At 67.8% G+C, this 24,710-nt stretch carries 18 protein-coding genes; 2 read left to right on the top strand and 16 right to left on the bottom strand.

The genetic code is table 11. From position 1 onward, the window contains the following. The 12 genes from FL344_RS28620 to FL344_RS28565 form a co-directional block, all read right to left on the bottom strand. Positions 1–406: hypothetical protein (locus FL344_RS28620; RefSeq protein WP_141620765.1), on the bottom strand; the 406-nt coding region annotated here is incomplete at its 3' end. Then, the gene (locus FL344_RS28615) at positions 403–1,647 is read right to left on the bottom strand and encodes a hypothetical protein (RefSeq protein WP_141620764.1); all 1,245 of its coding nucleotides are present in this window, start codon (positions 1,645–1,647) and stop codon (positions 403–405) included. The genes FL344_RS28615 and FL344_RS28620, both read right to left, overlap by 4 nt. Further along, positions 1,644–2,237 (bottom strand): cytochrome c, encoded by a 594-nt coding sequence (locus FL344_RS28610; RefSeq protein ID WP_141593241.1) that lies wholly within the window; start codon positions 2,235–2,237, stop codon positions 1,644–1,646. The genes FL344_RS28615 and FL344_RS28610 overlap by 4 nt, the downstream gene beginning before the upstream one ends. Further along, positions 2,234–2,779: a DUF3341 domain-containing protein gene (locus FL344_RS28605; protein WP_011556030.1), complete on the bottom strand. Its 546-nt coding sequence runs from the start codon at positions 2,777–2,779 to the stop codon at positions 2,234–2,236. The genes FL344_RS28610 and FL344_RS28605 overlap by 4 nt, the downstream gene beginning before the upstream one ends. A 5-nt stretch (positions 2,780–2,784) precedes the next feature. Continuing rightward, positions 2,785–4,224, bottom strand: coding sequence for an NrfD/PsrC family molybdoenzyme membrane anchor subunit (gene nrfD / locus FL344_RS28600; RefSeq protein ID WP_090492144.1), 1,440 nt, complete (start codon positions 4,222–4,224; stop codon positions 2,785–2,787). Between the two features lie 3 nt (positions 4,225–4,227). After that, entirely contained in the window at positions 4,228–7,422 is a 3,195-nt protein-coding gene (locus FL344_RS28595; protein WP_141620768.1) for a TAT-variant-translocated molybdopterin oxidoreductase, read from the bottom strand. Continuing rightward, positions 7,419–8,081: a cytochrome c3 family protein gene (locus FL344_RS28590; protein ID WP_090492146.1), complete on the bottom strand. Its 663-nt coding sequence runs from the start codon at positions 8,079–8,081 to the stop codon at positions 7,419–7,421. Before FL344_RS28590 ends, FL344_RS28595 begins: the two co-directional genes overlap by 4 nt. A gap of 401 nt (positions 8,082–8,482) precedes the next feature. Beyond that, complete coding sequence (locus FL344_RS28585) at positions 8,483–8,848, bottom strand: HNH endonuclease (RefSeq protein ID WP_141620763.1); 366 nt, start codon at positions 8,846–8,848, stop codon at positions 8,483–8,485. Position 8,849: 1 nt separating this feature from the next. Beyond that, on the bottom strand, positions 8,850–9,503 hold the full coding sequence (gene pdeM, locus FL344_RS28580) for a ligase-associated DNA damage response endonuclease PdeM (protein ID WP_141620762.1): 654 nt from the start codon (positions 9,501–9,503) through the stop codon (positions 8,850–8,852). Next, a complete protein-coding gene (locus FL344_RS28575) occupies positions 9,473–12,055 on the bottom strand; it encodes a ligase-associated DNA damage response DEXH box helicase (protein WP_141620761.1) in 2,583 nt (860 codons plus the stop codon). The genes pdeM and FL344_RS28575 overlap by 31 nt, the downstream gene beginning before the upstream one ends. After that, complete coding sequence (locus tag FL344_RS28570; RefSeq protein WP_141620760.1) at positions 12,042–13,637, bottom strand: ATP-dependent DNA ligase; 1,596 nt, start codon at positions 13,635–13,637, stop codon at positions 12,042–12,044. Before FL344_RS28570 ends, FL344_RS28575 begins: the two co-directional genes overlap by 14 nt. 3 nt (positions 13,638–13,640) lie before the next feature. Further along, a complete protein-coding gene (locus tag FL344_RS28565; RefSeq protein ID WP_141620759.1) occupies positions 13,641–14,693 on the bottom strand; it encodes a ligase-associated DNA damage response exonuclease in 1,053 nt (350 codons plus the stop codon). Between the two features lie 178 nt (positions 14,694–14,871). On the opposite strand from FL344_RS28565, the gene FL344_RS28560 reads away from it, so the two are divergent. Then, positions 14,872–16,365, top strand: a complete 1,494-nt coding sequence (locus FL344_RS28560) for an anthranilate synthase component I family protein (protein WP_141620758.1) — start codon at positions 14,872–14,874, stop codon at positions 16,363–16,365. Then, positions 16,362–16,925, top strand: coding sequence for an aminodeoxychorismate/anthranilate synthase component II (locus FL344_RS28555; protein WP_141620757.1), 564 nt, complete (start codon positions 16,362–16,364; stop codon positions 16,923–16,925). Before FL344_RS28560 ends, FL344_RS28555 begins: the two co-directional genes overlap by 4 nt. Here the strand turns inward: FL344_RS28555 and FL344_RS28550 are convergent, their stop codons facing one another. The 4 genes from FL344_RS28550 to FL344_RS28535 form a co-directional block, all read right to left on the bottom strand. Beyond that, a complete protein-coding gene (locus FL344_RS28550) occupies positions 16,926–17,531 on the bottom strand; it encodes a histidine phosphatase family protein (RefSeq protein ID WP_141593233.1) in 606 nt (201 codons plus the stop codon). Positions 17,532–17,593: 62 nt separating this feature from the next. Then, complete coding sequence (locus FL344_RS28545; protein WP_228565452.1) at positions 17,594–18,124, bottom strand: hypothetical protein; 531 nt, start codon at positions 18,122–18,124, stop codon at positions 17,594–17,596. 14 nt (positions 18,125–18,138) lie between these two features. Then, entirely contained in the window at positions 18,139–19,788 is a 1,650-nt protein-coding gene (locus FL344_RS28540) for a hypothetical protein (protein WP_228565451.1), read from the bottom strand. A gap of 378 nt (positions 19,789–20,166) precedes the next feature. After that, complete coding sequence (locus FL344_RS28535) at positions 20,167–24,702, bottom strand: CARDB domain-containing protein (protein WP_228565450.1); 4,536 nt, start codon at positions 24,700–24,702, stop codon at positions 20,167–20,169. Between the last annotated feature and the right edge of the window lie 8 nt (positions 24,703–24,710).

Raw genomic sequence — 24,710 nt, 5'->3', positions numbered from 1 at the left:
GGGCAGGGGGCGGGTTGCGCTTCTGCTCGATGACCGTCTTCATCGCGGCGTCGATGCCGGGGTGCTGCTTCACGCCCGGCTGGTCACCCCAGCCGGCGCGCAGCGCCTGGTCCTGACCGCTGATCTTGTCCACGGCGTGCCAGTCCTGCTCGAACTGGCGCTGGTTGACGATGCCCACCTCGTACTGGCCCATCGCCGCGGGACGCGGCGGCGGACCCTCTGGCTGGATGTCGGCCATTGTCTGGACCTGAATCCACCAGGCCCAGACAATGCCCACTCCGAAGATGGCGAGCGAACCCACGCCGATGCCGACCACCTTGCCCATGACCAGGTGGTCTTCTTCAGCCGCCACGCCGTGCGCGCCGACGATGACGCGCGACTCGAGCTCAACCTGGGTCTTCTTCATGGCTGCACGTACCTCAAGGACTCGGCGATGTAGGGGTCCTTCACCGTGAGCGTGTAGTGGCCACGCGCCAGGAAGAGGCCGAAGCCCACCGCGATGCCGCCCACTCCGAAGAAGGCCGTGAGCAGCGACCAGTGGAACGTCGGGCCCGCGGCACCGGTCAGCGCCGGCCACACCAGCCAGTACAGGTCCACCGCGTGGATGATGAGCAGGTACACGGCCACCACGGCCAGCTTCCGAGGCTGCAGCTTCAGCTTGCGCGACAGCAGGATGCCGAAGGGCAGCAGGAAGTGGAGGAAGAACAGGGCGATGGACATCGACCGCCACGGGCCGAACATGCGCAGGCCGTACCAGGGCGCCTCTTCCGGGATGTTCGCGATCCACACCAGCATGAACTGGGAGAAGGCGATGTAGGCCCAGAAGGCGGTGAAGGCGAGCATCAGCTTGCCGAGGTTGTGGAAGTGGTCCAGCTTCACGACGCTGCCGTAGAGGTCCTTGCCCTGGGCGCTCACCGTGACGATGGTCAGGATGCAGAAGGCCGCCAGGAAGCTTCCGGCGAAGTAATAGACGCCGAAGATGGTCGACTGCCAGAGCGGCGTGAGGCTCATCAGCCAGTCGAAAGAAGCGAACGTGATGGTGAGGGCAAGGAACGGCAGCACACCCGGAGAGAACTTGCGCTGCTTCACCGTGAAGTCGAGTCCACCCTCGGTGTCCTGCTTCAGGCTCCACGACCGCAGCCGCCAGGCCGCGAAGGTCCACACGCCGAAGTAGATGATGTGGCGAACGCCCACGCCCGGGGGGAACGAGAGGTGGTTGTTCAGGTACCCGTGCTGCTTGTGGCTCAGGTGCTCCAGCTCCAGGCTGGAGTAGCCCTTGGTCAGCTCGGAGCCTTCCCACCAGGGGTAGAGGTAGGCGGCCATGGCCAGCAGCGGCAGGGCCAGCACGAAGAACACCGGAATCACCGCGGAGGCCGTCTCCATCGTCCGGCGCAGCACGATGAGCCACTTGGCCTTCGCCGTGTGGAAGATGGCCTGCATGATGAGGAAGGCGACGCTGATGCCCACCCAGTAGGTGAAGCCAATCAGATAGGCGTGCGCCGTCTCACCCTTGGCGTCGGTGGCGAAGAAGCCACCCAGCGTGGCCAGGAGGCAGAGAATGCCCACGGCGAACGCGGGCACCATGAGCTTCGGCGTGCCGGTGTACGGCCCGAAGTTGGTGTGCGAGTTGGTGACGGGGGGACTCATCGGTTCTCCTGCGGAACGGGCTGCTGGCCGTCCGTGCGGGTATTGCGGGCCGTCTGGAGTGCGCGGACGTAGGCAACCACGGCCCAGCGCTCGCGCAGGTCGAGCTCACCGGAGAAGGACGGCATCACGCCGTAGCCCTCGTTGATGGCCACGTAGAAGTGGCCGTCCGACTTGCTCTCCAGGTCCAGCAGCGAGGGAGGCAGGCGCAGGGCCATGTTCTCCGCGACGATGCTGTTTCCATCGCCGAGCACGCCGTGACACTGCGAGCAGACGATGTTGTACTTCTTCTGACCCAGGGTCAGCAGGTTCTGGTCCACCGTGATGGGCACGTGGGCCACCGGCTGGCCGGCGCTGCGGCCGGTGAGGGCCACCTGGCGCTGGGTCGGGTCCTTGAGCTCGGGGAGCTTGTCGAAGCGCTCACGCGGAACCGTGCCCACGGGAGGCGTGCGCATGGAGCGACCATCCGCCCAGAAGTCGGACGCCTCGTAGTACTCGTACTTCGCCTGGTGCTCCATTCGCTGGAGGAACTCCGAGCTGACGTTGCAGCCCGTGAGCGTGGCGAGTCCGGCGGCGGGGATGAGCCACCTCATTCCTTCTCTCCCGTGACGAGGGTCACCTGGGTCGCGCCCAGGGCCTTGAGCTGATCCATGACCGGCGCCGCGTCCGTGCCCGTCGCCTGGGGCACGCTCAGCCAGTAGCCGTGCGTGGAGGCGGTGCGGAACTCCTCGGACTCGAAGACGGGGTGGTACGGCTGGGGCAGGCGGCTGAGCCCCAGCAGACCGAAGAAGATGCCAAAGGCGGCGAACAGCACCCCCAGCTCGAACGTGATGGGCACCCACGCCGGCAGCGACAGCAGCGGGCGACCACCGATGTTGAGCGGGTAGTCGATGGTGTTCATCCACGTCTGCATGGCCAGCGCCGTGGCCACGCCCGTCAGACCGCCGCACAGGGCGATGAAGGGCACGCGCGAGGGCGGCAGGCCCAGGGCCTCCGACCCGCCGTGCAGCGGGTACGGAGAGTAGGTGTCCATTCCCTCGAAGCCCTTCTCCCGCATCTGGCGGGTGGCGGTCACGAGGGCGTCCGGCGTCGAGAACTCCGCCAGGACCCAGGAATCGAGAACGGTGGCTTCCATGGCTCTTAGTGAGCTCCGTGGGTGAGGGTGCCGGCGCCGGCAAGCGCATCATCAGAGCCGTGCTGGTGAGCGGCGTGCTTGAGCTCGAGCTGGAGCTCCTTCACCTCGCTGATGGCGACCGCGGGCACGAACTTGAGGAACAGGAGGAACAGGGTGCCGAACAGGCCCAGCGTGCCGATGTAGATGGACCAGTCCACCCACGTGGGGGTGTAGATGCCCCAGGAGGACGGCAGGAAGTCCTGGCTCAGCGAGGTGACGATGATGATGAACCGCTCGCACCACATGCCGATGTTCACCGCGATGGACGCCACCCACATGATGGGGATGCTGGTGCGGCACTTCTTGAACCAGAAGATGTTCGGGGTGATGACGTTGCAGGCAATCATCAGCCAGTACACGCCGGCGTAGGGGCCCGTGGCGCGGTTCACGTAGAAAGTCCAGAGCTCGTACTGGTTCTGCGAGTACCAGGCGACGAAGTGCTCCATCAGGTACCCGTAGGAGACGAGCAGGCCCGTCGCCAGGATGACCTTGTTCATGTTCTCCAGGTGGCGGTCCGTGATGACGTCCCGCAGACCCAGGTACTTGCGCGCCGGGATGATGAGCGTGATCACCATCGCGAAGCCGCTGAACACGGCGCCGGCCACGAAGTACGGCGGGAAGATGGTGGCGTGCCAGCCGGGCAGCAGGGAGACGGCGAAGTCGAACGAAACGATGGTGTGCACGGACACCACGAGCGGCGTGGAGAGACCGGCCAGCAGCAGGTACGCAATCTTGTAGTTGTGCCAGTGCCGACCGGAGCCGCGCCAACCGAGCGCGAACAGGCCGTAGATGGTCCGCTGGAGCTTCGTCTTGGACGAATCACGCAGCGCCGCCAGGTCCGGGATGAGGCCCACGAACCAGAAGAGCGCGGACACCGTGAGGTACGTCGAGATGGCGAACACGTCCCACACCAGCGGCGAGCGGAACTGCGGCCACGCGCCCAGGGTGCTGGGGTAGGGGAACAGCCAGAAGGCGAACCAGGGACGGCCGGTGTGCAGCAGCGGGAACAGACCGGCGCACATGACGGCGAACAGCGTCATGGCTTCCGCGAACCGGTTGATGCTCGTGCGCCACTTCTGCTGGAAGAGCAGGAGGATGGCGGAGATGAGCGTACCGGCGTGGCCGATACCGACCCACCAGACGAAGTTGATGATGTCGAACGCCCAGCCGACCGGCTGGTTGTTACCCCACACGCCGATACCGCGGGCCAGCGTGTAGGTGACACCGATGACGAGCAGGCCCAGCGCGCTGAGCGACAGGCCGAAGAGCATGAACCAGCCCTTGCCCGGCTTGCGCCAGACATGGTCCAGCAGCGTCTCGTTCAGGGTCGCGTCGTCATGGTGCGGCGCGACGAGGGGTCGTGGCTCGAGCGGGTCGTGATACGTGGTGGAAGCAGTTTCAGCCATGGCTTAGTGGCTCCCTTGGTTCGCAGCGGCGGGCGCGGCGGGCTCGAGGGCGGGGTTGGGATTGCGGACGCGGATGAGGTGCGCGGTGCGCGGGCGGGTGCCCAGCTCGTGGAGCAGCTTGTACGCGCGCTCGTCCTCGTGGAGCTGCGTGACGCGCTGCTGCGGGTCGTTGAGGGAGCCGAAGGTGATGGCCTGCGTGGGGCAGGTCTGCTGGCAGGCCGTCTGCAGCTCCTTCTCATTGATGAGGCGCTTCTCGACGCGGGCGTCGATGCGCACGCGCTCGATGCGCTGGACGCAGTACGTGCACTTCTCCATCACGCCGCGGTTGCGGACGGTGACGTCCGGGTTCATCAGCATCTTCTCGGTGGCCGTCTTGTCCGCCGTGTAGTGCAGGTAGTTGAACCGGCGCACCTTGTACGGGCAGTTGTTCGAGCAGTACCGGGTGCCGACGCAGCGGTTGTACACCATGTCGTTGAGGCCCTCGTCCGAGTGCACGGTGGCGTTCACCGGGCAGACGTACTCGCAGGGGGCCTTCTCGCAGTGCACGCACATCACCGGCTGCATGACCATCCGGGGGTCGCTCTCGCTGCCCTCGAAGTAGCGGTCGATGCGCAGCCACTGCATCTCACGGCTGACGGAGACCTGCTGCTTGCCCACGACGGGGATGTTGTTCTCCGCCTGGCAGGCAATCACGCACGCGCTGCAACCGGTGCAGCGGGACAGGTCGATGGCCATGCCCCACTTGTAGCCCTGGGGGTTGCTGGGGCCCTTGTTGTAGTCGAAGGCCGGCAGGTTGTCCTGGACGCCGAACTTCAGCTCGCTCTTGACGCGGTGGAGCGTGTGCTGCGTCGCGATGGACGGGTTCTTCAGCTCGGACAGCGGCATATCCAGCGCCAGCGGGCGGTTCTCCATCCGCCAGTGCGTCTGGGTCAGACTGAACTTGTAGCTGCCGCGCACCTTGGTGAGCGTGGCGCCGCCGTCGAACCAGGGGGCCTTCACGGTGCGCACCGCGTTGGCGTTGAAGCCCACGGCCTTGGCCACCTGCTCGTGCAGGCCGTCACGGCCGTAGCCCAGCGACATCGTCACGGTGTCGTTGGCGTGGCCCGGCGTAATCCACACCGGCACGGTCAGCTTGCGGCCGCCGTAGCTCAGCTCCGCCAGGTCACCGGGCTCCAGGCCCAGGCCCTTGGCGGTCTCCGGGCTCAGCAGCGCGGCGTTGTCCCAGGTCATCTTGGTGATGGGGTCCGGGAGCTCCTGCAGCCAGGAGTTGTTGCCGAAGCGGCCGTCGAAGATCTTGTAGTCGTAGACGAAGTTGATCTCGAGCTCGCCCGTGGCGGGGGCCGTGTAGCCCGTCACCAGCGCGGAGGCGGCGCCGAAGTCCGGAGCGCCCTGCGCCGGAGCGGCCTGCGTGCCGGGGATGGCACCGTCCGACACCCAGCTCTCCCAGCGGGCCTCGAAGTCACCCTGGCCCTCGGACTGACCCTGCCAGTAGTCGCGCAGCATCTGGTACGCGGGGCGGTAGGGCTCGTCGAGGAACATCGCCAGCAGCTCGGACTCCGGCACGCCGTTGTAGAGCGGCTGGATGAGCGGCTGGGCAATGGCCACGGTGCCGTCGAACGAACGGCCGTCGCTCCACGTCTCCAGCGGGTGCGTCGCGGGGACGAACCAGTCGGCGTACTGGCTGGTCTCGTCCTCGTAGAGGCCCGTGTAGAGAACGGTGAGGTTGCCGCGGTTGGGGTTGGTCGCCGGGTCCAGCAGCTCCTTCAGACCCGTGTCCGCCGGAACCGAGAACACCGGGTTCCAGCTAGTGATGACCAGCGTGTCCACGCGGCCCGCCGTGATGTCTTCCACCAGCGCGCGGACCTGGCTCAGGCCCTCCTGCTCCGCGATGGACGACTGCACGTACTTCACCGTGGTGCCGGTGTTGCCCAGCGCGGCGTTGATGGCGTGGGCCAGCGCGTGGACCGCCGCCGGCTGACGCTCACCCGCGACCACCAGGGTACGGCCCGGACGCGCGGCGCGCAGGTCCGCGACGACCGCCTGCACCCAGGCGTTGTGGTCCGACTTCAGCGACGCCTTGTTGGCGGCGGCGCCAGCCAGCGAGGCGGCGGGGCCACCCACGGCCTGGGCCACGGCGGCGGCGACCGCGAGCACTTCCTGCGACTTCACGCGCAGGCGGTGGTCGGCCATGCCGCCGGTGATGGAGAAGCGGGCCTCGGCCACGTAGAGCCGGTTGAGCGGACCGTTGTTCGGGTCGCGGCGGTTGGCGAACTGGCGCGCGTAGCCCAGGTTCTCCGGGCGGCTCTCCAGGAAGTCCGCGTCCAGCGACAGGACGATGTCCGCCTGGGCGAAGTCGTAGACGGCCGAAACGGGCTGTCCGCCGAAGAGCGCGCGGAGCGCCTCGTCCTGCGTGTCGTGCGTCTGCGCGGTGTAGCTGTGGAAGCGCGCGTTCGGCAGCTTCTTCAGGATGCGGCTGCGCAGGTCGCCGGTCAGCGGCGAGTTGCCGGGCTCGGACAGGAAGCGCACGCGGCTGCCACCGTCATTGGCGGCGGCCTTGCTGGCGGCGTTGACCAGCTCCTCGCGCAGGACGCGGAGGGCGCGGGGGCTCTTGCCCTGACGGAGCACGCGGGCGCGGCTCGGGTCGTACAGGGACAGCAGGAACGCCTGCTCCCAGGGGCCAGCGGCGCCCTGGTTGACCGGGTGGTCCGGGTTGCCCTCGATCTTCACGGGGCGACCCTCGCGGGCGGTGATGAGCAGACCGGAGGTGTGACCGGCCAGCGTCATGCCGGACGCGTAGTGGAGCGGGTTGCCCGGGACGAGCTCGGGGGGCGTCTTGGTGTACGGCAGGATGCGCTCATCCACCGGACGGGTGCTGCACGCCGTGGCGCCGGCCAGGGCCAGCGAGGCGCCCAGCAGGTGCATGAACTCGCGGCGGGCGAAGCCCGTGGGCGCCAGGTCCGCGCCGACGGGGAATTCCGGCCGCGTCGCTTCCATGTAGTCGGGCGTGCCGAGCTTCTCCTCCAGGCTGCGCCAGTACGTCTGGCCATAGCCGGGCTCGGAGGGGGAGGCATTGGCCGCCGCGTGCTCGAGCGCCTCGCCGACAACGTCGGACCTGGCGGCAGGCCGGTCCGTGACGACCGGGAGCGCGAAGGAGGAGGGGGTATCCTGCGACGGGGCGCCGTCGCGCTTCGTGTTCATCGGTGGCATGTGGAGCAGCTCTCGCGCGAGTGGACGTCGTACGCTTCAGCCAACTGGCGGCCAAGCTCAGCGGCCTTGGCCTTGTCTTCGGGCGGGGTCCACGTCATGGACGTGATGAACTCCGCCGGACGCAGGTGGGGCTCCGGATTGCGGTGGCAATCCAGGCACCAGGCCATGGTGAGCGGCGCGGCCTGCTCCACGGCGGCCATCTGGTCGACGCGGCCGTGGCAGGTGGCGCAGCCAACGCCCTTGGCCACGTGGATGGAGTGGTTGAAGTAGACGAAGTCCGGCAGGTTGTGCACGCGGACCCAGGGAATGGGCTGGTCGGAGAAGAACGCCTTGCGGACCTCGTTGAGGTACGGGCTCTTGTTCCAGACCTGTGCGTGGCAGGACATGCACACCGTGGTGGAGGGGATGCCCGCTGAGGGCGACTCCTCGACCGACCAGTGACAGTACCGACAGTCAATCTGCTCATCACCCGCGTGGTGGCGGTGATCGAACTCGATCGGCTGTTCAATGGGCCGCTGCTGGCCAGTGACGTACGGCGAGCGCACGTAGGCCATGAGACCGCCGATACCGATGGCGGGCACGGCAAGGAGCGCCGCGGCGGACAGCCGCGACACCGTGTTCGTCCAACGTGGGAAGAGAGGGCCGCTCATACCTGGACCATGGGCAAGGGGGCTTCGACAACAGCACTCGTGAAGGGAACGAAAGGCGAGGCGTGGGCGTTACCGGGCACAGGGAGCGGAGGGGCATTCCCGGCCCCACTGGGGCGGGTGGGCGGTAGCTCCTGGCGCACTGAAGGCGAAGCGGACACGTCCAACGAAACCTCTATTAGTAATGCCGTGGGCGGGGCCCTCCTCCTCTCCCTGCCCTAATGCGGCGCGGGACCATCGGGCATCGACACGGCAGTGTCAACCATTCAGATGTGGCGGCAAGGGGATACCACTTCCTCGCGCGAGGGCGGAAAGTCGCGGTCGCGCGGTGATGAATCTCTCTTCTGGAGGGAGGTAGGGACGATTGAGCAAAGCACCCGTCGGGGAGGATCACTCCGGGTGTTTCACGGCTCTTCGTCGGTCTCCGGCTTCCGCCAGCGCGCGAGGCGCCGGGCCAGAAGCCTCTCCACCAGCTCCCGGGCGCGTGCGTCCCGGTGATAACGGGCGTCATGCCGGGTGCCCTTGCCCTGATTGCACCGGGCGCAGGCCAGACCCAGGTTGCTCAGCGCCTCGGTGCCCCCAGCCGTCTTCGGGAGGATGTGCTCGATGGTGGCGCGGCTGATCGGCTCGCCATCCAGGCCGACCCATAAGTGCGCGTTGCAGTGCAAGCACTTGCCGAGCCACGCCTCGCGGTCCCGGTGGTTGGAGCGCTCGAAGGTATTATCTGTTTCGATGATACCCAGTATCTTACGGCGTTTGGCGTGGCTCATCCTACACCTCGACGACTGCGGGGCCGGCGACGGCGAAAATGCGATCGCCCGCGCGGCGGGAGACGTTGAGTCCACCCGTGAAGGCGCTGAAGGCCGGAAGCACGCCCACGCCGCGTCCCACCTGGAAGCAGGGAAGACGCAGTGTGTCGCTCCTGCCGCCCAGCCGCACCATGGGGTGGAGGTGACCTGCCCATACATAGCGGCCTGAAACGGGCTCCGGGTGGTGGGCGAAGTGGAAGGGGCCTTCGTCGATGGAGGACTCGCGGACGTCCAGGCGCCAGCGGTCGGGCAGCGTCTTCACGTGCCGGTCATGGTTGCCCCGCACCAGGACGCACTCCACCGACGCGTGGGACTCCCGCCACGCCGCCAGCCGCTCCACCACGGCGGGGGTGAGGCCCTGGCGTGAGTGGATGAGGTCACCCAGCAGGAGCAGGCGGTGGGCACCGGTGGTGGTGAGCGCCGTGGACAGGCGGGCCAGGTCGTCCTCCAGCACGCCCGTGGGCAGGGGGATGCCGTGCTGCTGGAAGCTCTCCGTCTTGCCCCAGTGCAGGTCCGCCACGGCCAGGGTGCCAGTGTCGGGCCAGTACAGGGCGCGCTCCGGGAGCAGCTCCAGCAGGGTGCCCTCTATGCGGACCTGGCATCTTCGCGAGTCCATCGCTCCTTCAATCGCTCCACCCGCTCCAGCAGGGACTCGCTCGACAGGCTCGCGCTGATGCGCTCGACGACGAGTGGGAAGCCCAGGGGCGTGGGCCGGCGGACATGGATGAGCTCCAGGGGCGCGGCTTGAAGCCGCTCCAGGGTCCGCTCCAGGCGCCCCTCCTCGAATTGTTGCTCCAGCACCTCCCGGCGGGCCTGGACGAGCAGGAGGTTGTCCGGGTCGTATTTGAGGAAGACGTCGTGCAGCAGCGACGCGCTGGCCTGGACCTGCCGCGAGGACTTGCGCGCGCCGGGCAGCCCCGGCAGCACCAGCCCGGCGATGCGGGCGATGTCGCGGAACTGGCGCTTTGCCAGCTCGCCGACGTTGACGCTCTCCAGGACGTCCGCCTCCAGACGCTCTCGGGTGAAGAGCGCGGGGTGCAGCGCCTCCTCGAAGGGGAAGGGCGTGGGCGTGAGCAGCTCCAGGCCGTAGTCATTCACCGACAGGGTGAAGGTGGCCTTGCGCAGGCGCGTCAGCCGCAGTGCCAGCAGCGCCGCCAGTCCTTCGTGCACCAACCGTCCTTCAAAGGGATAGAGGAAGAGATGGTGCCCGTCGCGCGTCTGGCACGTCTCCGCCAGCAGGATGTCCGCCGCGGGGATGCGGGACAGGCGGGCCTGCGCGTCCAGCACGGGCCAGGCGGCGGCTAGTTCGTCCGACGTGACATCGCCGTGGCGCGCGGTGTCCAGCGTGCGCCGAACGGCGGCGGCCAATGAGCCGGACAAGGGCAGGCGGCTGCCGCTCCAGCGCGGCGTCTGGGTGACCTTCGTCTTCGCGGGCCGCACGTAGGCGGTCATGTCCTGGATGCGGCTGAACTCCAGCTTCTTCCCCGCGAAGATGAAGGTGTCGCCCGGCTTGAGGCGGCTGACGTAGGACTCCTCCACGCTGCCCAGGCGCCCTCCGCTCCAGTAACGCAACTGCACCACCGCGTCGGAGGTGATGGTGCCGATGTTGAGGCGGTGCATGCGGGCCACGCGTGCGTCCGCGACGACGCAGCGGCCCTCGTGCTCCACCACGCGCCGGAACTCCGGGTAGGCGCGCAGCGTCGGGCTGCCTTCGCGGACCAGGGACACAGTCCACGCGAACTCCTCGTCGGTGAGGCCGGCGAAGGCCGCCGCGGTGCGCACCTCGTCTCGCAGGGCGCCGGGCGTGAAGCCGCCGCCCAACGCGCACGTCACCAGGTGCTGCGCCAGGACGTCCAGCGGCTTGCCCGGCGGTGTGCGGGCCTCCACCTCGCGGCGCAGGAGCGCGTCCTTGGCGGCGGCCATTTCCACCAGCTCCAGCGCGTGCGTGGGGACGAAGAGGATGTGACAGGTGGCGCCCGGGCGGTGGGCGCTGCGGCCCGCGCGCTGCATCGTGCGGCCAATGCCCTTGGGACTGCCCACCTGTACCACGCGCTCCACCGGGCCGAAGTCCACGCCCAGGTCCAGCGACGAGGTGCACACCACGATGCGCAGCGAGCCTTCCTTGAGGCCGCTCTCCACGCGCTCGCGCTCCTCGCGTGCGATGGAACCATGGTGGAGCGCGATGAGGTGCTCCCACTCCGGGCGGGCGAAGCGCAGGCCTTCGAACCAGCGCTCGGCCTGGGCGCGCGTATTGGTGAAGATGAGCGTGGAGCGCTCCGCGTCCAGCCACGCGCCCACGCGGGCCAGCATGGAGAAGCCCAGGTGGCCCGCCCAGGGGAACGCATCCACGGATTCGGGCAGCAATGTCTCAACGACGACGGGCCGCTCCAACGCCGCGCTCACAATCGTGGGCGTCTGGCCGGTGCCCACGGCGTGACGGGCGGCCTCTTCCAGATTGGCCAGCGTGGCGGACAGCGCCCAGGTGCGCAGGCCCGGCGCGAAGTGGCGCAGGCGGGCCAGCGCCAGCTCCAACTGCGAACCCCGCTTGGAGCCGAGGAGTTCGTGCCATTCATCCACGATGACGGAGCGCAGTGACGCGAACAGCTCCGGGGCCCGCTCATGCGTGAGCAGGACGCACAGCGACTCCGGCGTGGTGATGAGCACCTGCGGCAGGCGCTCCCGCTGACGCTGGCGCACCGACGAGGACGTGTCGCCGGTGCGGCTCTCCACGGTGATGTCCGCGTCCAGCACGGTGAGGGGCTCCCTCAACGCCTTCTCCACGTCCCGGGACACCGCGCGCAGCGGCGTCACATAGAGGAGTTGAAGCCCTGGCTGTCCATGCTCCGCGACGTCCGCGAGCGGACCCAGGTAGGCCGCGTACGTCTTGCCCGCGCCGGTGGGGACGTGGATGAGCCCGCTTTCGCCGCGCGCATGGGCGGCCCAGGCTTCTTCTTGAAACGGATAGGGTGTCCACCCCTTCGCGCGGAACCAGCCGCGCAGCCGCTCCAGGGGTGGTTCATTCGTTTGAGCTCGAGTCGATGCGCGCTGGACGCGAGGTTGCCTGGGCTTGCGCGGCGCCTCCGCGGATGGAGGCTCGGTGGTGGCGCGCAGGGCCTTGCGACTGGCGGCAATCTGCGCCCGCAGCGAGCGGGGTCTACCCGCTGGCATGGAGCAGCTCCTTGAGCGAGTCCAGCGTGTCCGCGTCCTGCGGCTTCTTGTCCGTCCGCCAGCGGGCGATTCGGGGGAAGCGCAGCGCGACGCCCGACTTGTGACGCGGCGAGGACTGGATGCCCTCGAAGTGCAGTTCGAAGACCTGTTCGGGCTCCACCGAGCGCACGGGGCCGTACTTCTCCCGCGTGTGCGCGCGAATCCACCGGTCCAGCCGGCCAATCTCCGCGTCCGTCAGGCCGGAGTACGCCTTCGTCACGGGCTGGAGCTCCGTGCCGTTCCACACCGCGAAGGTGTAGTCGGTGTACAGCGACGAGCGCCGGCCGTGGCCCGGATGCGCGTACAGCAACACCGCGTCCACCGTGAACGGGTCAATCTTCCACTTCCACCAGTCGCCCCGCTTGCGCCCGGTGAGGTACGGCGACTCCAGGCGCTTGAGCATGAAGCCCTCGACGTTGCGCTCTCGCGCTTCGCTCCGCGCGGTGGCCAGGTCCTCCCACGTCGCCGCTTGCACGACGGGGGAGACGGGGAGCCGAGGCAAGTCTTCCAACAGCGCCTCCAGCTTCGCGCGTCGTTCGCGCAGCGGCTGGCTCCGGAGGTCCTCGCCTCCCAGCTCCAGCATGTCGTAGGCGATGTAGGCCGCGGGCGCTTCGGCCAGCACCTTGGGCGTCAGTTTCTGCCTGCCGATGCGCCGCTGGAGCTGGGCGAAGGGCAGGGGCCTTCCGTCCGCGTAGGCCAACACCTCGCCGTCCAGTACCGTGCCCTCGGGTAGCGCGGCGGCGGCGTCCGCGATTTCGGGGAAGCGCTCGGTGATGAGCTCCTCGCCGCGGCTCCACAGGTGCACGCTGCCCTTGCGGCGGATGAGCTGGCCCCGGATGCCATCCCACTTCCACTCCACCTGCCATTCCGCCCGGTCGCCCAGGTCCCCTGGTGGCTGCTCCAGCGGCGACGCGAGATAGAAGGGGTAGGGCCGGGAGCTGTCGCTGTCCGACACGTCCTGGGACACGAGCTGCCGGAAGAACGTGGGCGAGGGCGTCCACGTCCCCATCAGCCGGTGCGCCACGCTGGGCGCGGGCAGGCCCGCCACCTGCGCCACCGCGCGGACCACCAGAGTGGAGGACACGCCCACCCGCAGTTCACCGGTGAGCATCTTGTTGAGCAGGAACAATTCACGCCGGGGCATGGCGTGCCACCAGGACACCACCTGCTCGCGTTGCCCGGCGGCGTCCAGTTGACGCAGCGGCAACAGGCGTTGCTCCAGCCAGACCGACAGGGGCAGCTCCTCGGTCCGTGCCGGGCGCTCACGGGCGTCCAGCAGCAGGGCAATCACCTCCGCCAGGTCACCCACGGAGGCGTAGACCTCCTCGAAGAGCCAACCGGGGATGCTGGTCAGCTCCTGCGTCCACCCCACCAGCAGCTTCGTGGGAATCAGCCGCTTCAGCTTCTGCCCCATGAGGAAGTAGAGCGCCCACGCCGCGTCCTCCGGGGGCGCTTCCTGGAAGTAGTGCGCGAGCGCTTCCACCTTGGCGTTGGTGGACATGGTCTGGTCCAACGTTTCGTAGAGGTCCGCCAGTCGCCGCACGCGTCAGTCCTCCGCTTCGCCTTCGAAGGGCGTGGCCAGGGGCGCGGCATCCACGCCCTGCTCGCGCAGGTAGTGGGCCAGCGGCTCGGCGTAGCCGTGCGTCACCAGCACGCGCTCCGCCCGGGTGTCCTTCACCGTGCGCAGCAGGTCGGGCCAGTCCGCGTGGTCCGACAGCACGAAGCCGCGGTCGAAGCCTCGGCGGCGGCGGTTGCCTCGAACGCGCATCCAGCCGGACGCGAAGCCGGTTTCGTGCTCACCGAAGCGGCGCATCCACGTGGTGCCGTTCGCGCTTGGTGGCGCCAGCACCAGCGCTCCCGCGAACGAGGTGCCCTTCTCCACCTCGGACACCAAGTGCGTGGGCAGCATGCGGACGCCCGCGTCCCGGTATACGTCCACCAGGGAGTGCAAGGCGCCGTGGATGAACACGGCGCGGTCGGTCAGCTTCGCCAGCTCCGCGAGCAGCCGCTGCGCCTTGCCCAACGCGTAGCAGAACAGCACCGCCGCGCGGCCCAGCGCGCGGTTGGCGTCCCACCAGCGCAGGATGTCCTCGGCCACCTGCTCCGTCGCGTCCCAGCGGAAGATGGGCAGGCCGAACGTCGCCTCGGTGATGAAGGTGTGGCAGGGGACGACCTCGAAGGGCGCGCACGTGGGGTCCGGCGCGCGCTTGTAGTCGCCGGACACGACCCAGGTCTCACCGCCGTGCTCCACGCGCACCTGCGCGCTGCCCAGCACGTGGCCCGCGGGATGGAAGCTGACGGTGACTCCGTTGATGCGCAGCCGTTCGCCGTAGTCGAGCGTGTCGATGGTGGCGTCCGCGCCCAATCTCCGGTGGAGCAGTCCCTTGCCCGCCCGGGCGCCCAGGTAGCGGTGGCTGCCACTGCGTGCGTGGTCTCCATGCGCGTGGGTGATGAGCGCCCGGTCCACTGGACGCCAGGGGTCGACGTGGAAGCCGCCGGGAACGCAGTAGAGCCCCTGAGGCGTCACCGTCATCAATGGAGCGGGAGGAGCGGCACTCAAAGTCCCATTCAGATAGCGAGGGGCTTGGTGCCGGACCACCCGGGGTAGGACGCCGACTCACCGGCGGGAGCTCCCCGGGCTGCTTCCCGGGCACCCGCTGGCCCGGGGGCTTGCGCGACGTGGGGAGGAGAATATCGGACCGCTTGGAGGACTCCCCTCGGACGGGGGATAACCCATCCCCCTGCCGTGATGCGCGGTGGGAAGTGAGTCAAAGACGATGGATGCACAGGAGCGGAAGTCAGCCTATCGGCAGCGCGCGGAGCAGGGTGAGGCGGTGCCGGTGTCGGTGGAACTGCCGGCGGACCTCGATACGCCGCTGTCGGCCTATCTGAAGCTGGGCGGTGGTTCGCGCGGCTTCATCCTCGAGTCGTGCTACGGCGGCGAGCAGTTCGGCCGCTACAGCCACATCGGCGCGGAGCCCGCGGGCCGCGTGCGGTTGGACCGGAACGGTGCCACCTTGTGGCGCGGCTCGAGCGAGGAGCGCCGGGACGGCAAGCCCCTGGACGTGCTGCGCCAGCTCTGGCGCGAGCTGGCCGTGGCCCGGCTCCCCGGTGAGGCGCCCTTCCTGGGCGGGCTCGTGGGGTACATGGGCTACAACTGCTTCTCGTGGCTGGAGCCCACGGTGCCGGACCGGCACCCCAGCGACATCTCCTTCCCGGACTCGGAATGGCTGGTGTGCGAGGACTTCGTCACGCACGACACCCGCACCGGAACGCTCAAGGCCACCGCCATTGCCCGGCCGTCGCTGCACGGCAGCGTGGCCGCCGCGTTGAAGGACGCGGAGGGGCGCGCGCAGGCCATGGCGGACCGGTTGTTGAAACCACTGTCTCCAGAGGCCTATGCGCTGGCGCCGCGCATGCGTGGGGACGTGGCGCCTACCGCGTGCTGGGACCGCGCGGGGTATGAGGCGGCGGTGGCTCAGGCGCAGGAGTACATCCGCGCCGGAGACATCTTCCAGGTCGTGCTCGCGCGCCGCTTCGAATCCCGGGGCGCGCCGCCGCCGCTGTCGCTCTACCGCGCGCTGCGGCGGGTGAATCCATCGCCGTACCTCTTCCTCGTGGAGCTGGGCGAGGCCCGAGCGCTGGTGGGCGCGTCGCCGGAGTTGCTGGTGCAGGTGCGCGACGGGGACGTGGTGGTGCGGCCCATCGCCGGCACCCGGCGCCGTGGCGCGTTCGAGGCCGAGGACCTGGCCCTGGAGAAGGAGCTGCTCGCGGACGAGAAGGAGCGCGCCGAGCACATCATGCTGGTGGACCTGGGGCGCAACGACGTGGGCCGCGTGGCGGCGCCTGGCTCGGTGCGCGTCGAGGACATGATGCTCATCGAGCGCTACAGCCACGTGATGCACATCGTGTCGCAGGTGCGCGGCAAGCTCGACGCGAAGTACGACGCGCTGGATGCGCTGGCCAGCACCTTCCCCGCAGGCACGGTGTCGGGCGCGCCCAAGATTCGCGCGATGCAAATCATCGACGAGTTGGAGGTCCAGCGGCGCGGGCCCTACTCGGGCGCGGTGGGTTACCTGTCCTTCTGCGGCACGCTGGACGTGGCGATTGCGCTGCGCACCTTCTTCGTGGACGGAGACCGGACGATGTGGACCTCGGGCGCGGGAGTGGTCGCGGACTCGGTGCCGTCGAAGGAAGCGGACGAGACGGAAGCCAAGGCGGGCGCCATGGCCGCCGCGCTGCGGCTGGCGCGCGAGGGAGGTGGCCGGTGATTCTGGTCATCGACAACTACGACTCCTTCACCTTCAACCTCGTGCAGCTCCTGTACACGCTGGGGGCCGAGGTGAAGGTGGTGCGCAATGACGGCCTGGATGCCGAAGGTGTCGCGGCCTCGGGCGCGTCCCACCTGGTGATTTCGCCGGGGCCCTGCACTCCGCACGAGGCGGGCGTCAGCGTGGCGGCCATTGCCCAGTCACGCGTGCCGGTGCTGGGCGTGTGCCTGGGGCACCAGTCCATTGGCGCGGCCTTCGGCGGCAAGGTGGTGCGCGCGCCAGAGCCGGTGCACGGGAAGGCCGCGCACATCCGGCATGGCGGCACGGGGCTCTTCGCCGGGCTCAGCGAGGGCTTCTCGGCGGCGCGCTATCACTCGCTCATCGTGGAGGCGCCGTCACTGCCCGCCGAGCTGGAAGCCACCGCGTGGAGCCAGGATGGCCTCATCATGGCGCTGCGCCATCGCGAGCGGCCCGTGGTGGGCGTGCAGTTCCATCCGGAGAGCGTGCTCACCCCCGAGGGCCCCGCGTTGGTGCGCAACTTCCTGGAGGGACGGCTGTAGCTACGCACGCAGGTGCGTGGTGTCGTTCCACGACACGATGGCCGGGCGGCGCCTGTCGCCGTCATGGCCGAGCACGCTGATGGACGCGGTGCTCAGCAGGAAGAGGCGGCCTTCCCACGGGGGCAGGCCCAGCCACCGCGCCGCGAGCACGCGAAGCAGGTGCCCGTGGGCGAAGATGAGCACGTCCCCGTCCGTCCGCAGTGCGTCGGCGATGACGCCGTCCACGCGAGTGGCCACCTGCGCCGCGGTCTCTCCGTTGGGGACGCCGTTCTTCCAGATGGTCCAGTCGGGCCGCTCGGCGCGAATCTCCGCGCCGGTGCGCCCCTCGTAGTCGCCGTAGTCCCACTCCATGAGGTCCTCGCGCAACTGGGCGTAGTCCCCGTAGCCGGCCAGGGCACAGGTGTCCGCCGCGCGGCTCAGCGGGCTGGTGTAGACGGTGTCGAAGCGCCAGGCCTTCAGCGGCGCGCCGAGAAGGCGGCCCATCTCCCTACCGGAGCCCAGGAGCGGAATGTCCGTCCGCCCTGTGTGCCGACCGGCGCGGCTCCACTCCGTCTCTCCGTGCCGGACGAGTACCACCTGCTTCCCGGGGGTCTTCATGGCGCGCATTCTGGCAGGGCCCGGGCTCGCGCGCAGGTGGAAGCCAGAGGGCCTTCGGGGCGTCGGGACTTTCAGTGGGCGATGTAAGTCGACGGCAGGAGCGTCTTTCCGCCCCTGCCGTCGAAGAGGCTGTCCTTCAGGTGCAGGTGGATGACGACGCGTGAGCGCTGCTCCAGGGCGCTGCGCGTCGTCGAGAACTGGATGGTTCCGGCTTGGGCGTTGATGAGGCCTGTCAGGCTGTCTTCCTTGAACGCGCCCACGTCGTCCAAGCGCACGGTGATGTCCACCTGCTTCACGTACCTGGGCAGGAAGAAGCGCCCCAGGAGGTGGGCGTGGTCCGTGTCCGACAGGTCCATGGCGCGAGCGTTGGGCGAGGGCTCGAAGCGGACGGGTTCGCCGAAGGACGTGACCTCGACCTGTCCCATGCCCAGCAGGACCTTCTCGTACTGTGCCGCGTCCTGGCCTCGCAGGCGGATTTCGAAGGCGTCCAGCACGGGGTCTCCCAGCGCCCGCATCAAATCGTCTTCGCTGCTATCGCAGGCACTTGCTCCCAGCACTACGAGCAGACCCAGAATCCACCTGGATTGGGATGGAATCTTCACGACCACGCTCCCTCTCAGAACCGAGGTTCCTCGGCGCGCTCCATGGCTTGCAGCGGGTCCACCGCGAAGATTCGTTTTCGCAGCGGGATGGCGGTCCGCTTGCCAGAGTGGTTGTGACGCTCCAGCCGTTGACGCAGCTCCTCCACCCGGCCGGGGTCGAGCGAGGCCGGATTCTCCAGCGCGGACAGGGGCGGCGCGCGCGTGTTGAAGACGCGCTCGTTGCAGACCGCCGTCAGCGCTTCTCGCGCCGTCCGGACCTTCAAGGACTCCAGGGCCGTGCGGCGCGCGTTGTTCGAGGCGATGGCGGGGTTGGCCCAGAGGATGCCCAGGGCGCCTGGGAAGGTGGAGACTTCGCCGAGAGCGCCGAGGGAGATGGGGCCGTATGCCAGGCACTCCAAGAGGGCGCTCTCGCTGGCGCCGAAGAATCCGCGGTCTCGGGTCGTCGGCTGCGGGCGAGGCGAGCCCCAGGAGTAGACGCCACACATCGCGCCGTTCGCGAGCTGGGGCACCGGCCGCGTGAGGAGGCGGGTCAGGTTTCCCGTCGTCACGTCCACGGCATGGAAGCCGCTGACCCGGCGGGTGTCGGGGCCGCTGGTTCCGTAGAGGAAGAGCTCGCCGTCGCGTGTGAAGACGGCGGCGCTCATGACGGGGTTCTCCGCGAGCCTGCCGTCCATCTGCGCGGGCTCGGGATGGTCGGTGGCCACGCCTGTGAGCGGGTCGATGCGGGTCAGTCGCTGGGTGGCGTTGTTGAAGGCGTAGAGCTGGCCGTCCCGAGGATTCGTCGCGAAGTCCGCCAGTTGGAAGTCTCCCGGGATGGTCACCACTTGCTCGGAGAGGGTGCCTCCGGTGCTGGGGTTGATGCGGATGAGGCGATGGGTGCTGTGCTCGAAGCCGACGTAGGAGCCATCCTTGAGAACGGCTCCCGCGGTCCAGATGGCCGAGCGTGGTGCCGTGGTGTCCAGCGGGGCGATGATGCTCGAAGAGCCGGTGGCGTCGACGCGGATGAAGCTGGGCGCGCTGACACCGTCCGAGGCGATGGCGTACAGGATGTCGTCGTAGTGGTTGAACGCCAGCGCGTTGTAGGGGAGCGCGGCTTCACCCTGTAGCGTCAGCGTGCCGGTGGCGGGGTCGAAGATGTAGAGCCGTGAAGGGGCCGCGGGCCGTCCTTCCGGAGAGCGCGAGGCCGTGGAGAGGTAGACGGTGTCGTCACAGAACAGGTTGGGCTGAGGAAGGCAGAGCACGTTGGCCCCCGCCTGGCTGGCACCTGCGTCCCAGCCGATGCTGAAGGTGCTGGTGAAGGAGACCTCGTGGTTGGGCGTCACGGGGTTCGCATCGTGTATCCCCCATGTGAGACACGCGTCGTAGCTCTCCAGCTCGATTTCGCACTGATACGTGACGAGGCCTCCCGCTGGAACCACGAGGGGGGACGTGGGCGCGAGCGTGCAGGACGTCAGCAGGGGCGCGGTCGCGGAGAGCAGCTCGGAGGGGAGCGTCGGGTCGATGTTGGTGACGGTGAACGTGAAGCGCAGCGTCTCCGGGTAGGTGTCGACCGTGTATTGCTTGAGCCCGTTCACGAGCTTCTCGGCTCGGAAGTCATTGGCCCAGGCGTTCGAGGCCCAGACGGCGCCGATGAACAGGAGCCCGAGCCACTTCCTATCCATCATGGGGGTCTCCTCGTCCGTCATTGCTGGGGGGACAAGGGCCGGCTGCAGTCGATGTGCCAGTTGTTCTCTTGTTTATTGTTATTCTTGGAGGTTGATACATCTGCCCCCAGGGGCGCCCGGATGTCGAATGGCGTTGTCTGGGAATGTCTTGGAAGTGGCGGGAGGATGGCCCGGGGGACTTGTTCTTGTCCGGAACTCCCAGCCAGATGGGCACACCATGTCAGGAGGCACCTGACGCCGAGGACGGAACGCGGCAACGCGGGCGTGTAAGAATTGCAGGCAGGTGGCTGGCATTTTTTCTGGAATGCATGCGACCTCGAAACAAGGCCCGGCCGAACGTCGGTGCGCTCGGCCGGGCCCGTTCTCAGACCACGACGACTACGGCATCACCGCGATGAACCGGTCCGCGAGGACGTTGTTGTCCTCGCGCAGTTCCTCGAGGTTCTGCCATGGGTCGACGAGGGCGCCCAGATAGAAGAACCCAGTGGGGCCAGAATCCGGAGGCGTGTTGACCGTCACCTGCGTGTTGCGTGTGACGCACTGCCCGGCGTCCAGAGATTGCACGGTCATCACTCCAATCTGGCTCTGACTGTCGGGGGGAGCGCCCGGCCAGCTTTGATAGGGGAATTCGAGCGTGTTGTTGCTCGACAGGTACAGCGCCACATCCATGGAGCCGTGGGTGGGCGCGGTGCCATGGTTGCAGACCTGCACGGTGGCGGTGAAAGCACTGCCCGTTCTCACGGAGTTGGGGCCGGAGACGGAGGTGACGACCAGGTCTGGCTGGTTGCCCACACCCATGAGTCCGCTGACGAAGATGTTGTTGTCTTCGCGCAGCTCGGCCTGCGCCTGGTTCGAGTCAATGATCGCGCCCAGATACAGCGGGTGATGGGGCTCGGCCTCCTCGGGCAGTTCCACCCACGCGAGGACGGGCTCTGTGGTGCATTGTCCCGGATTCAGGGGCTGCACGTTCCAGGCGCCGATGAGCGCTTGCGTGCGCGGGTAGGGGAAACCTGGTGCATTCCACTGAGGCATCACGACCTGGGCCCGGGTGGAGAAGTACAGGTCCAACTGCACGCTGCCCGATGCCTGGGTTCCCTGATTGCAGACCGTCACCGAGGCAGTGAAGTTGCCGTTGCGTTCCACGCTGACGGGCGCTTGCACCGCGGTGACAATCAGGTCGGGACCGGCGCCAACACCCATGATGTCTCCGACGAAGGTGTTGTTGTCCTCGCGCAGCTCACCAGCGAGCAGGTCGGGATTGATGGCCGCGCCGAGATACAAGGGCTGTTCGGGCTGGGCCAGGACAGGAAGGTTCGACCAGGAGGGCACCTGCAGGGTGATGCAATCGTCGATACCCAAGGCGGGGACTCCGAACTCGCCGGCGTACACCTGGCTGGCGGGTATCGGGATTCCCGGGCCGTACCGTTCGGGCATGGCCATGCTTGCTTCGGTGGAGAGGTGGACCTCCAGTTCCGTGGGATAGGATTCAGACGTGCCTTGATTGCAGACGGTGACCGTGGCGGTGAACGCGGCGTTGGCTTCGACGCTCGCGGGGCCCGTGAGTGACGTGATGACCAGGTCGGACGCATAGCCCACGCCCATGCGACCGCTCATGAAGATGTTGTTGTCTTCACGCAGCTCATCCTGGGATTGCATCCCATCGACCAGGGCACCCAGGTAGAGTTTCTGGTCAGGAGCTGTCGCGGGCGGCAGCGTCAATGTTGCGACAGCGCTTCCCGTGAAGCACCTCCCTGGATTCAGGAAGGGGACACTCAGCTCGCCAATGGAGTGCTGCGTCGGTGGCAGTGGATTGCCGGGTCCATTCCAGCGCGGCATGACGAGCGTCTCTTCCGTGGAGAGGTGGAACTCCACGAGGGTGCTGTCCGAGTGCTCTGTCCCCTGATTGCAAACCGTGACGGTCGGGTGGAACGTCGCGAGCGGCCCGACATTCGAGGGCGCCTGCACCGCCGTGATGACAAGGTCAGGGCCATCACCGACGCCCATGATTCCGCTCACGAAGGTGTTGTTGTCCTCGCGCAGTTCCTCGACGTTGCCCCATCCGTCGATGATGGCGCCCAGGTACAGGGGCTGGGCAAACAGTGCGTCGGGTGGCAACTCTGTAGAGGCCTGGATGGATTGGGAAATGCAATGGCCCGCGTCCAGGTGTGGCACTGAGATGTTGCCGATGGGGGCCTGGGTGACGGGCAGGGGGGAGCCCGAACCGGACCACCGTGGCATTTCCAACGTGGGCAGGAGCGAGAAATGCAGTTCCAGGTCCGAGGAACTCGCGTACTCGGTGCCCTGGTTGCAGACCGTCACGGTGGCGGTGAAGGCACTGTGGATTCGCGCGCTTGTCGGAGCGTTGATGGCGGTGACGACGAGGTCCGCCTTGTTTCCTACGCCGATGCGGCCGCGCACAAAGGCGTTGTTCTCCTCGCGAAGCTCCTCGATGGCGTCGTTCGCATCGATGATGGCGCCCAGGTAGATGGCCTCGCCGTGCGAGCCGGGCGGGATGTAGGCCGCGCCAGTCACTTGCCCTGTGAAGCAGTGCCCGACGTGCAGGGTGGGGATGCTCACGTCGCCCACGGGCGTTTGACTCCATGGGAACGGAGTTCCTTGCCCGCTCCAATCTGGCAGCACCAGGTGGGGTTCGGTGGACAGATACACCTGCGCCATCGTGGGCCCGGAGGAATAGGTGCCCTGGTTGCAGACGGTCAGGGTGGTCGCGAAGAGGGTGCTGTCGCGCACGCTGGCGGGACCATCGATGGCAGTGACCACCAGGTCAGGACGGTTGCCCAGGCCCATGAAGTCTCCGACGAAGGTGTTGTTGTCTTCGCGAAGTTCATTGTCCTGCGCGTATGGGTCGATGATGGCTCCAAGATTGAACGCCTTGTCGATGTACTCCGCAGGGAAGCTCATCGCGGTAGCAAGGGTGGAGATGGTCCTGCACTCGCCCGCATCCAACGATTGCACCTGGTGCATCCCAATGGAGAACGCCGTATGCGGGTCGGCGTTGTAAGGCGAGCCCCCCTGAATCGGGGCATTCAGGAAGGCATGCGCGGCCAGGTAGAACTCCACCTGGGTGTTCTGTGAGGCCACGGTGCCCTGATTGCAGATGCGGGCGGTGACAGGCACGTCGCCAGGCATGCTGCTGGCGGGGCCCTTCACGGAGGTGATGGCCAGGTCCGGCCCGTTGCCGAGACCCATTTGCTCACCGACAAAGGCATTGTTGTCCTCGCGAAGCTCCACGATGGTTGACCTGGGGTCGACAATGGCGCCCACGTAGAATGCTTGGAGTTGGGGTGGCGCACCCAGGGGACGGTCCAGGGTGATGGGCTCCTCGCGTGTGACGCAACGCCCTGCTTCGATGCTGGAGACGCCGAATCCGCCGACCTTGAACTTGGTCCCGTGCAGCAGTCCCCCCATGGAAGGCGAGTCCAGCGTCGGCACCATGGACAGGTAGATATCCACCGCGGCCGTTGGGGCAACGACGGTCCCCACGTTGCAAACGGTGATGCTGACAGGGGCCCAAGATGCCGAAGGGGACACGCTGGCTGGAGCGCGAATCGCGGTCACGACGAGGTCTGGGCGCGCCCCCGCGCCGATGAGCCCCTGGGTGAAGGCGTTGTTGTCCTCGCGCAGTTCAGGGATGTCTTGCGTGGAATCGATGATGGCGGCCAGGAAGAGGGCGCCTTCCTGGGGCGCGCCAGCTGGGAACGTCGCGGCGCCCTGGACGTTGCGAGTGATGCAATTACCGGGGTTCAGGAGGGGCACATCCGTCTGGCCCACAAGTTCCTGTCCCGGCGGCGGTGGGCCGCCGCTACCTGGCATGGTGACGTTGCCATCCACGGAGAGGTACAGCTCGAGCGAGCTGGGATTCGCGGGCAGCGTGCCGTGGTTGCAAACCCTCACGGAGGCGCCCAGCAGGTCTCCGCTTTGGGTGCTGGTGGGGGCGTGCACCGAGGTGACGACGAGGTCCGGTCCCGCTCCCATGGCGACGAGGTCCCCCACGAAGACGTTGTTGTCCTCGTTGAGTTCCGTGGAGAACTCGGGCGTATCGGCGATGGCGCCCAGGTAGAGCGGCTGACCAGGTGTCGCGCCGGGCGGCAATATCACCGGGAAGGAGGCGTGGCGGATGGCACAGTGGGCCGGGAGCAGTTCGGGCACCTCCACCGTTCCCTGTGAGGCCTGATTCGTGGGGGGAGGACCGCCCGTCGTTGGCGGTGACAGCGTGCCGTTCGTGGAGAGGTACAGCTCCACGATGGTGTCGTCCGACACGTGGGTGCCTTGGTTGCACACCTTGAGCGTCGACGCGACCGTCCCGCTGTCCGTGACGCTCGTGGGGCCACGAAGCTCCGTGACGACGAGGTCCGGCCGGTTTCCAATGCCCAGCGCGGTCACCGCGGTGTTGTTGGCCTCGTCCAGTTCGACGAGGATCTGGTGCACGTCGGTGATGGCTCCCAGGTAATAGATGCCGTCCGTTTGGGGACCCGGCGGCGTAGCGGAGCCGGTGAAGGCCCGCGTCTCGCAGTGGCCGTCCGCCAGCTCGCTGAACTCCAGCGTGGCGACGAGCACCTGGTCCGTTGGGGGTGGCAAGCTCGGGTCGGGCCAGGAGAGCGTGTCATCCATGGACAGGTACAAGTCCATCTGGATGGGACCTACGGGGCTCTGCGCGGGCGCAGTGCCTTCGTTGCAGACCTTCACGATGGTCGTGAAGGGCTCACCGAACCGAATACTGCTGGGGCCTCGTAGCTCTCGAACCACGAGGTCGGGGCCAAAGCCCCGGCTTTGCGGCTGACTCCTGAGCTGCTCGAGCTCGGTGGGCGCCGCGTTGCCCCCACATCCCGTTCCCGCCAACAGACCTGCTGTCAGCAGGAACGTACTGCTCCAAGACGGCCTTCGCCGTTGCTGCATGTTGCCTC

The sequence above is a fragment of the Myxococcus sp. AB036A genome (genome assembly GCF_006547355.1).
GTDB classification, from domain to species: domain Bacteria; phylum Myxococcota; class Myxococcia; order Myxococcales; family Myxococcaceae; genus Myxococcus; species Myxococcus virescens.
Note: the sequence above shows the minus strand (reverse complement) of the source record. Positions and strands in the feature narration are given on the sequence as shown.

Bases quoted from the DNA above. Each gene is read 5' to 3' on its own strand.
- FL344_RS28610 (WP_141593241.1), bottom strand. From the start codon at position 2,237: ATGAGGTGGCTCATCCCCGCCGCCGGACTCGCCACGCTCACGGGCTGC.
- FL344_RS28550 (WP_141593233.1), bottom strand. From the start codon at position 17,531: ATGCGCGCCATGAAGACCCCCGGGAAGCAGGTGGTACTCGTCCGGCAC.
- FL344_RS28585 (WP_141620763.1), bottom strand. From the start codon at position 8,848: ATGAGCCACGCCAAACGCCGTAAGATACTGGGTATCATCGAAACAGAT.
- pdeM (WP_141620762.1), bottom strand. From the start codon at position 9,503: ATGGACTCGCGAAGATGCCAGGTCCGCATAGAGGGCACCCTGCTGGAG.
- FL344_RS28615 (WP_141620764.1), bottom strand. From the start codon at position 1,647: ATGAGTCCCCCCGTCACCAACTCGCACACCAACTTCGGGCCGTACACC.
- FL344_RS28575 (WP_141620761.1), bottom strand. From the start codon at position 12,055: ATGCCAGCGGGTAGACCCCGCTCGCTGCGGGCGCAGATTGCCGCCAGT.
- FL344_RS28535 (WP_228565450.1), bottom strand. From the start codon at position 24,702: ATGCAGCAACGGCGAAGGCCGTCTTGGAGCAGTACGTTCCTGCTGACA.
- FL344_RS28595 (WP_141620768.1), bottom strand. From the start codon at position 7,422: ATGAACACGAAGCGCGACGGCGCCCCGTCGCAGGATACCCCCTCCTCC.
- nrfD (WP_090492144.1), bottom strand. From the start codon at position 4,224: ATGGCTGAAACTGCTTCCACCACGTATCACGACCCGCTCGAGCCACGA.
- FL344_RS28590 (WP_090492146.1), bottom strand. From the start codon at position 8,081: ATGAGCGGCCCTCTCTTCCCACGTTGGACGAACACGGTGTCGCGGCTG.
- FL344_RS28605 (WP_011556030.1), bottom strand. From the start codon at position 2,779: ATGGAAGCCACCGTTCTCGATTCCTGGGTCCTGGCGGAGTTCTCGACG.
- FL344_RS28560 (WP_141620758.1), top strand. From the start codon at position 14,872: ATGGATGCACAGGAGCGGAAGTCAGCCTATCGGCAGCGCGCGGAGCAG.
- FL344_RS28540 (WP_228565451.1), bottom strand. From the start codon at position 19,788: ATGATGGATAGGAAGTGGCTCGGGCTCCTGTTCATCGGCGCCGTCTGG.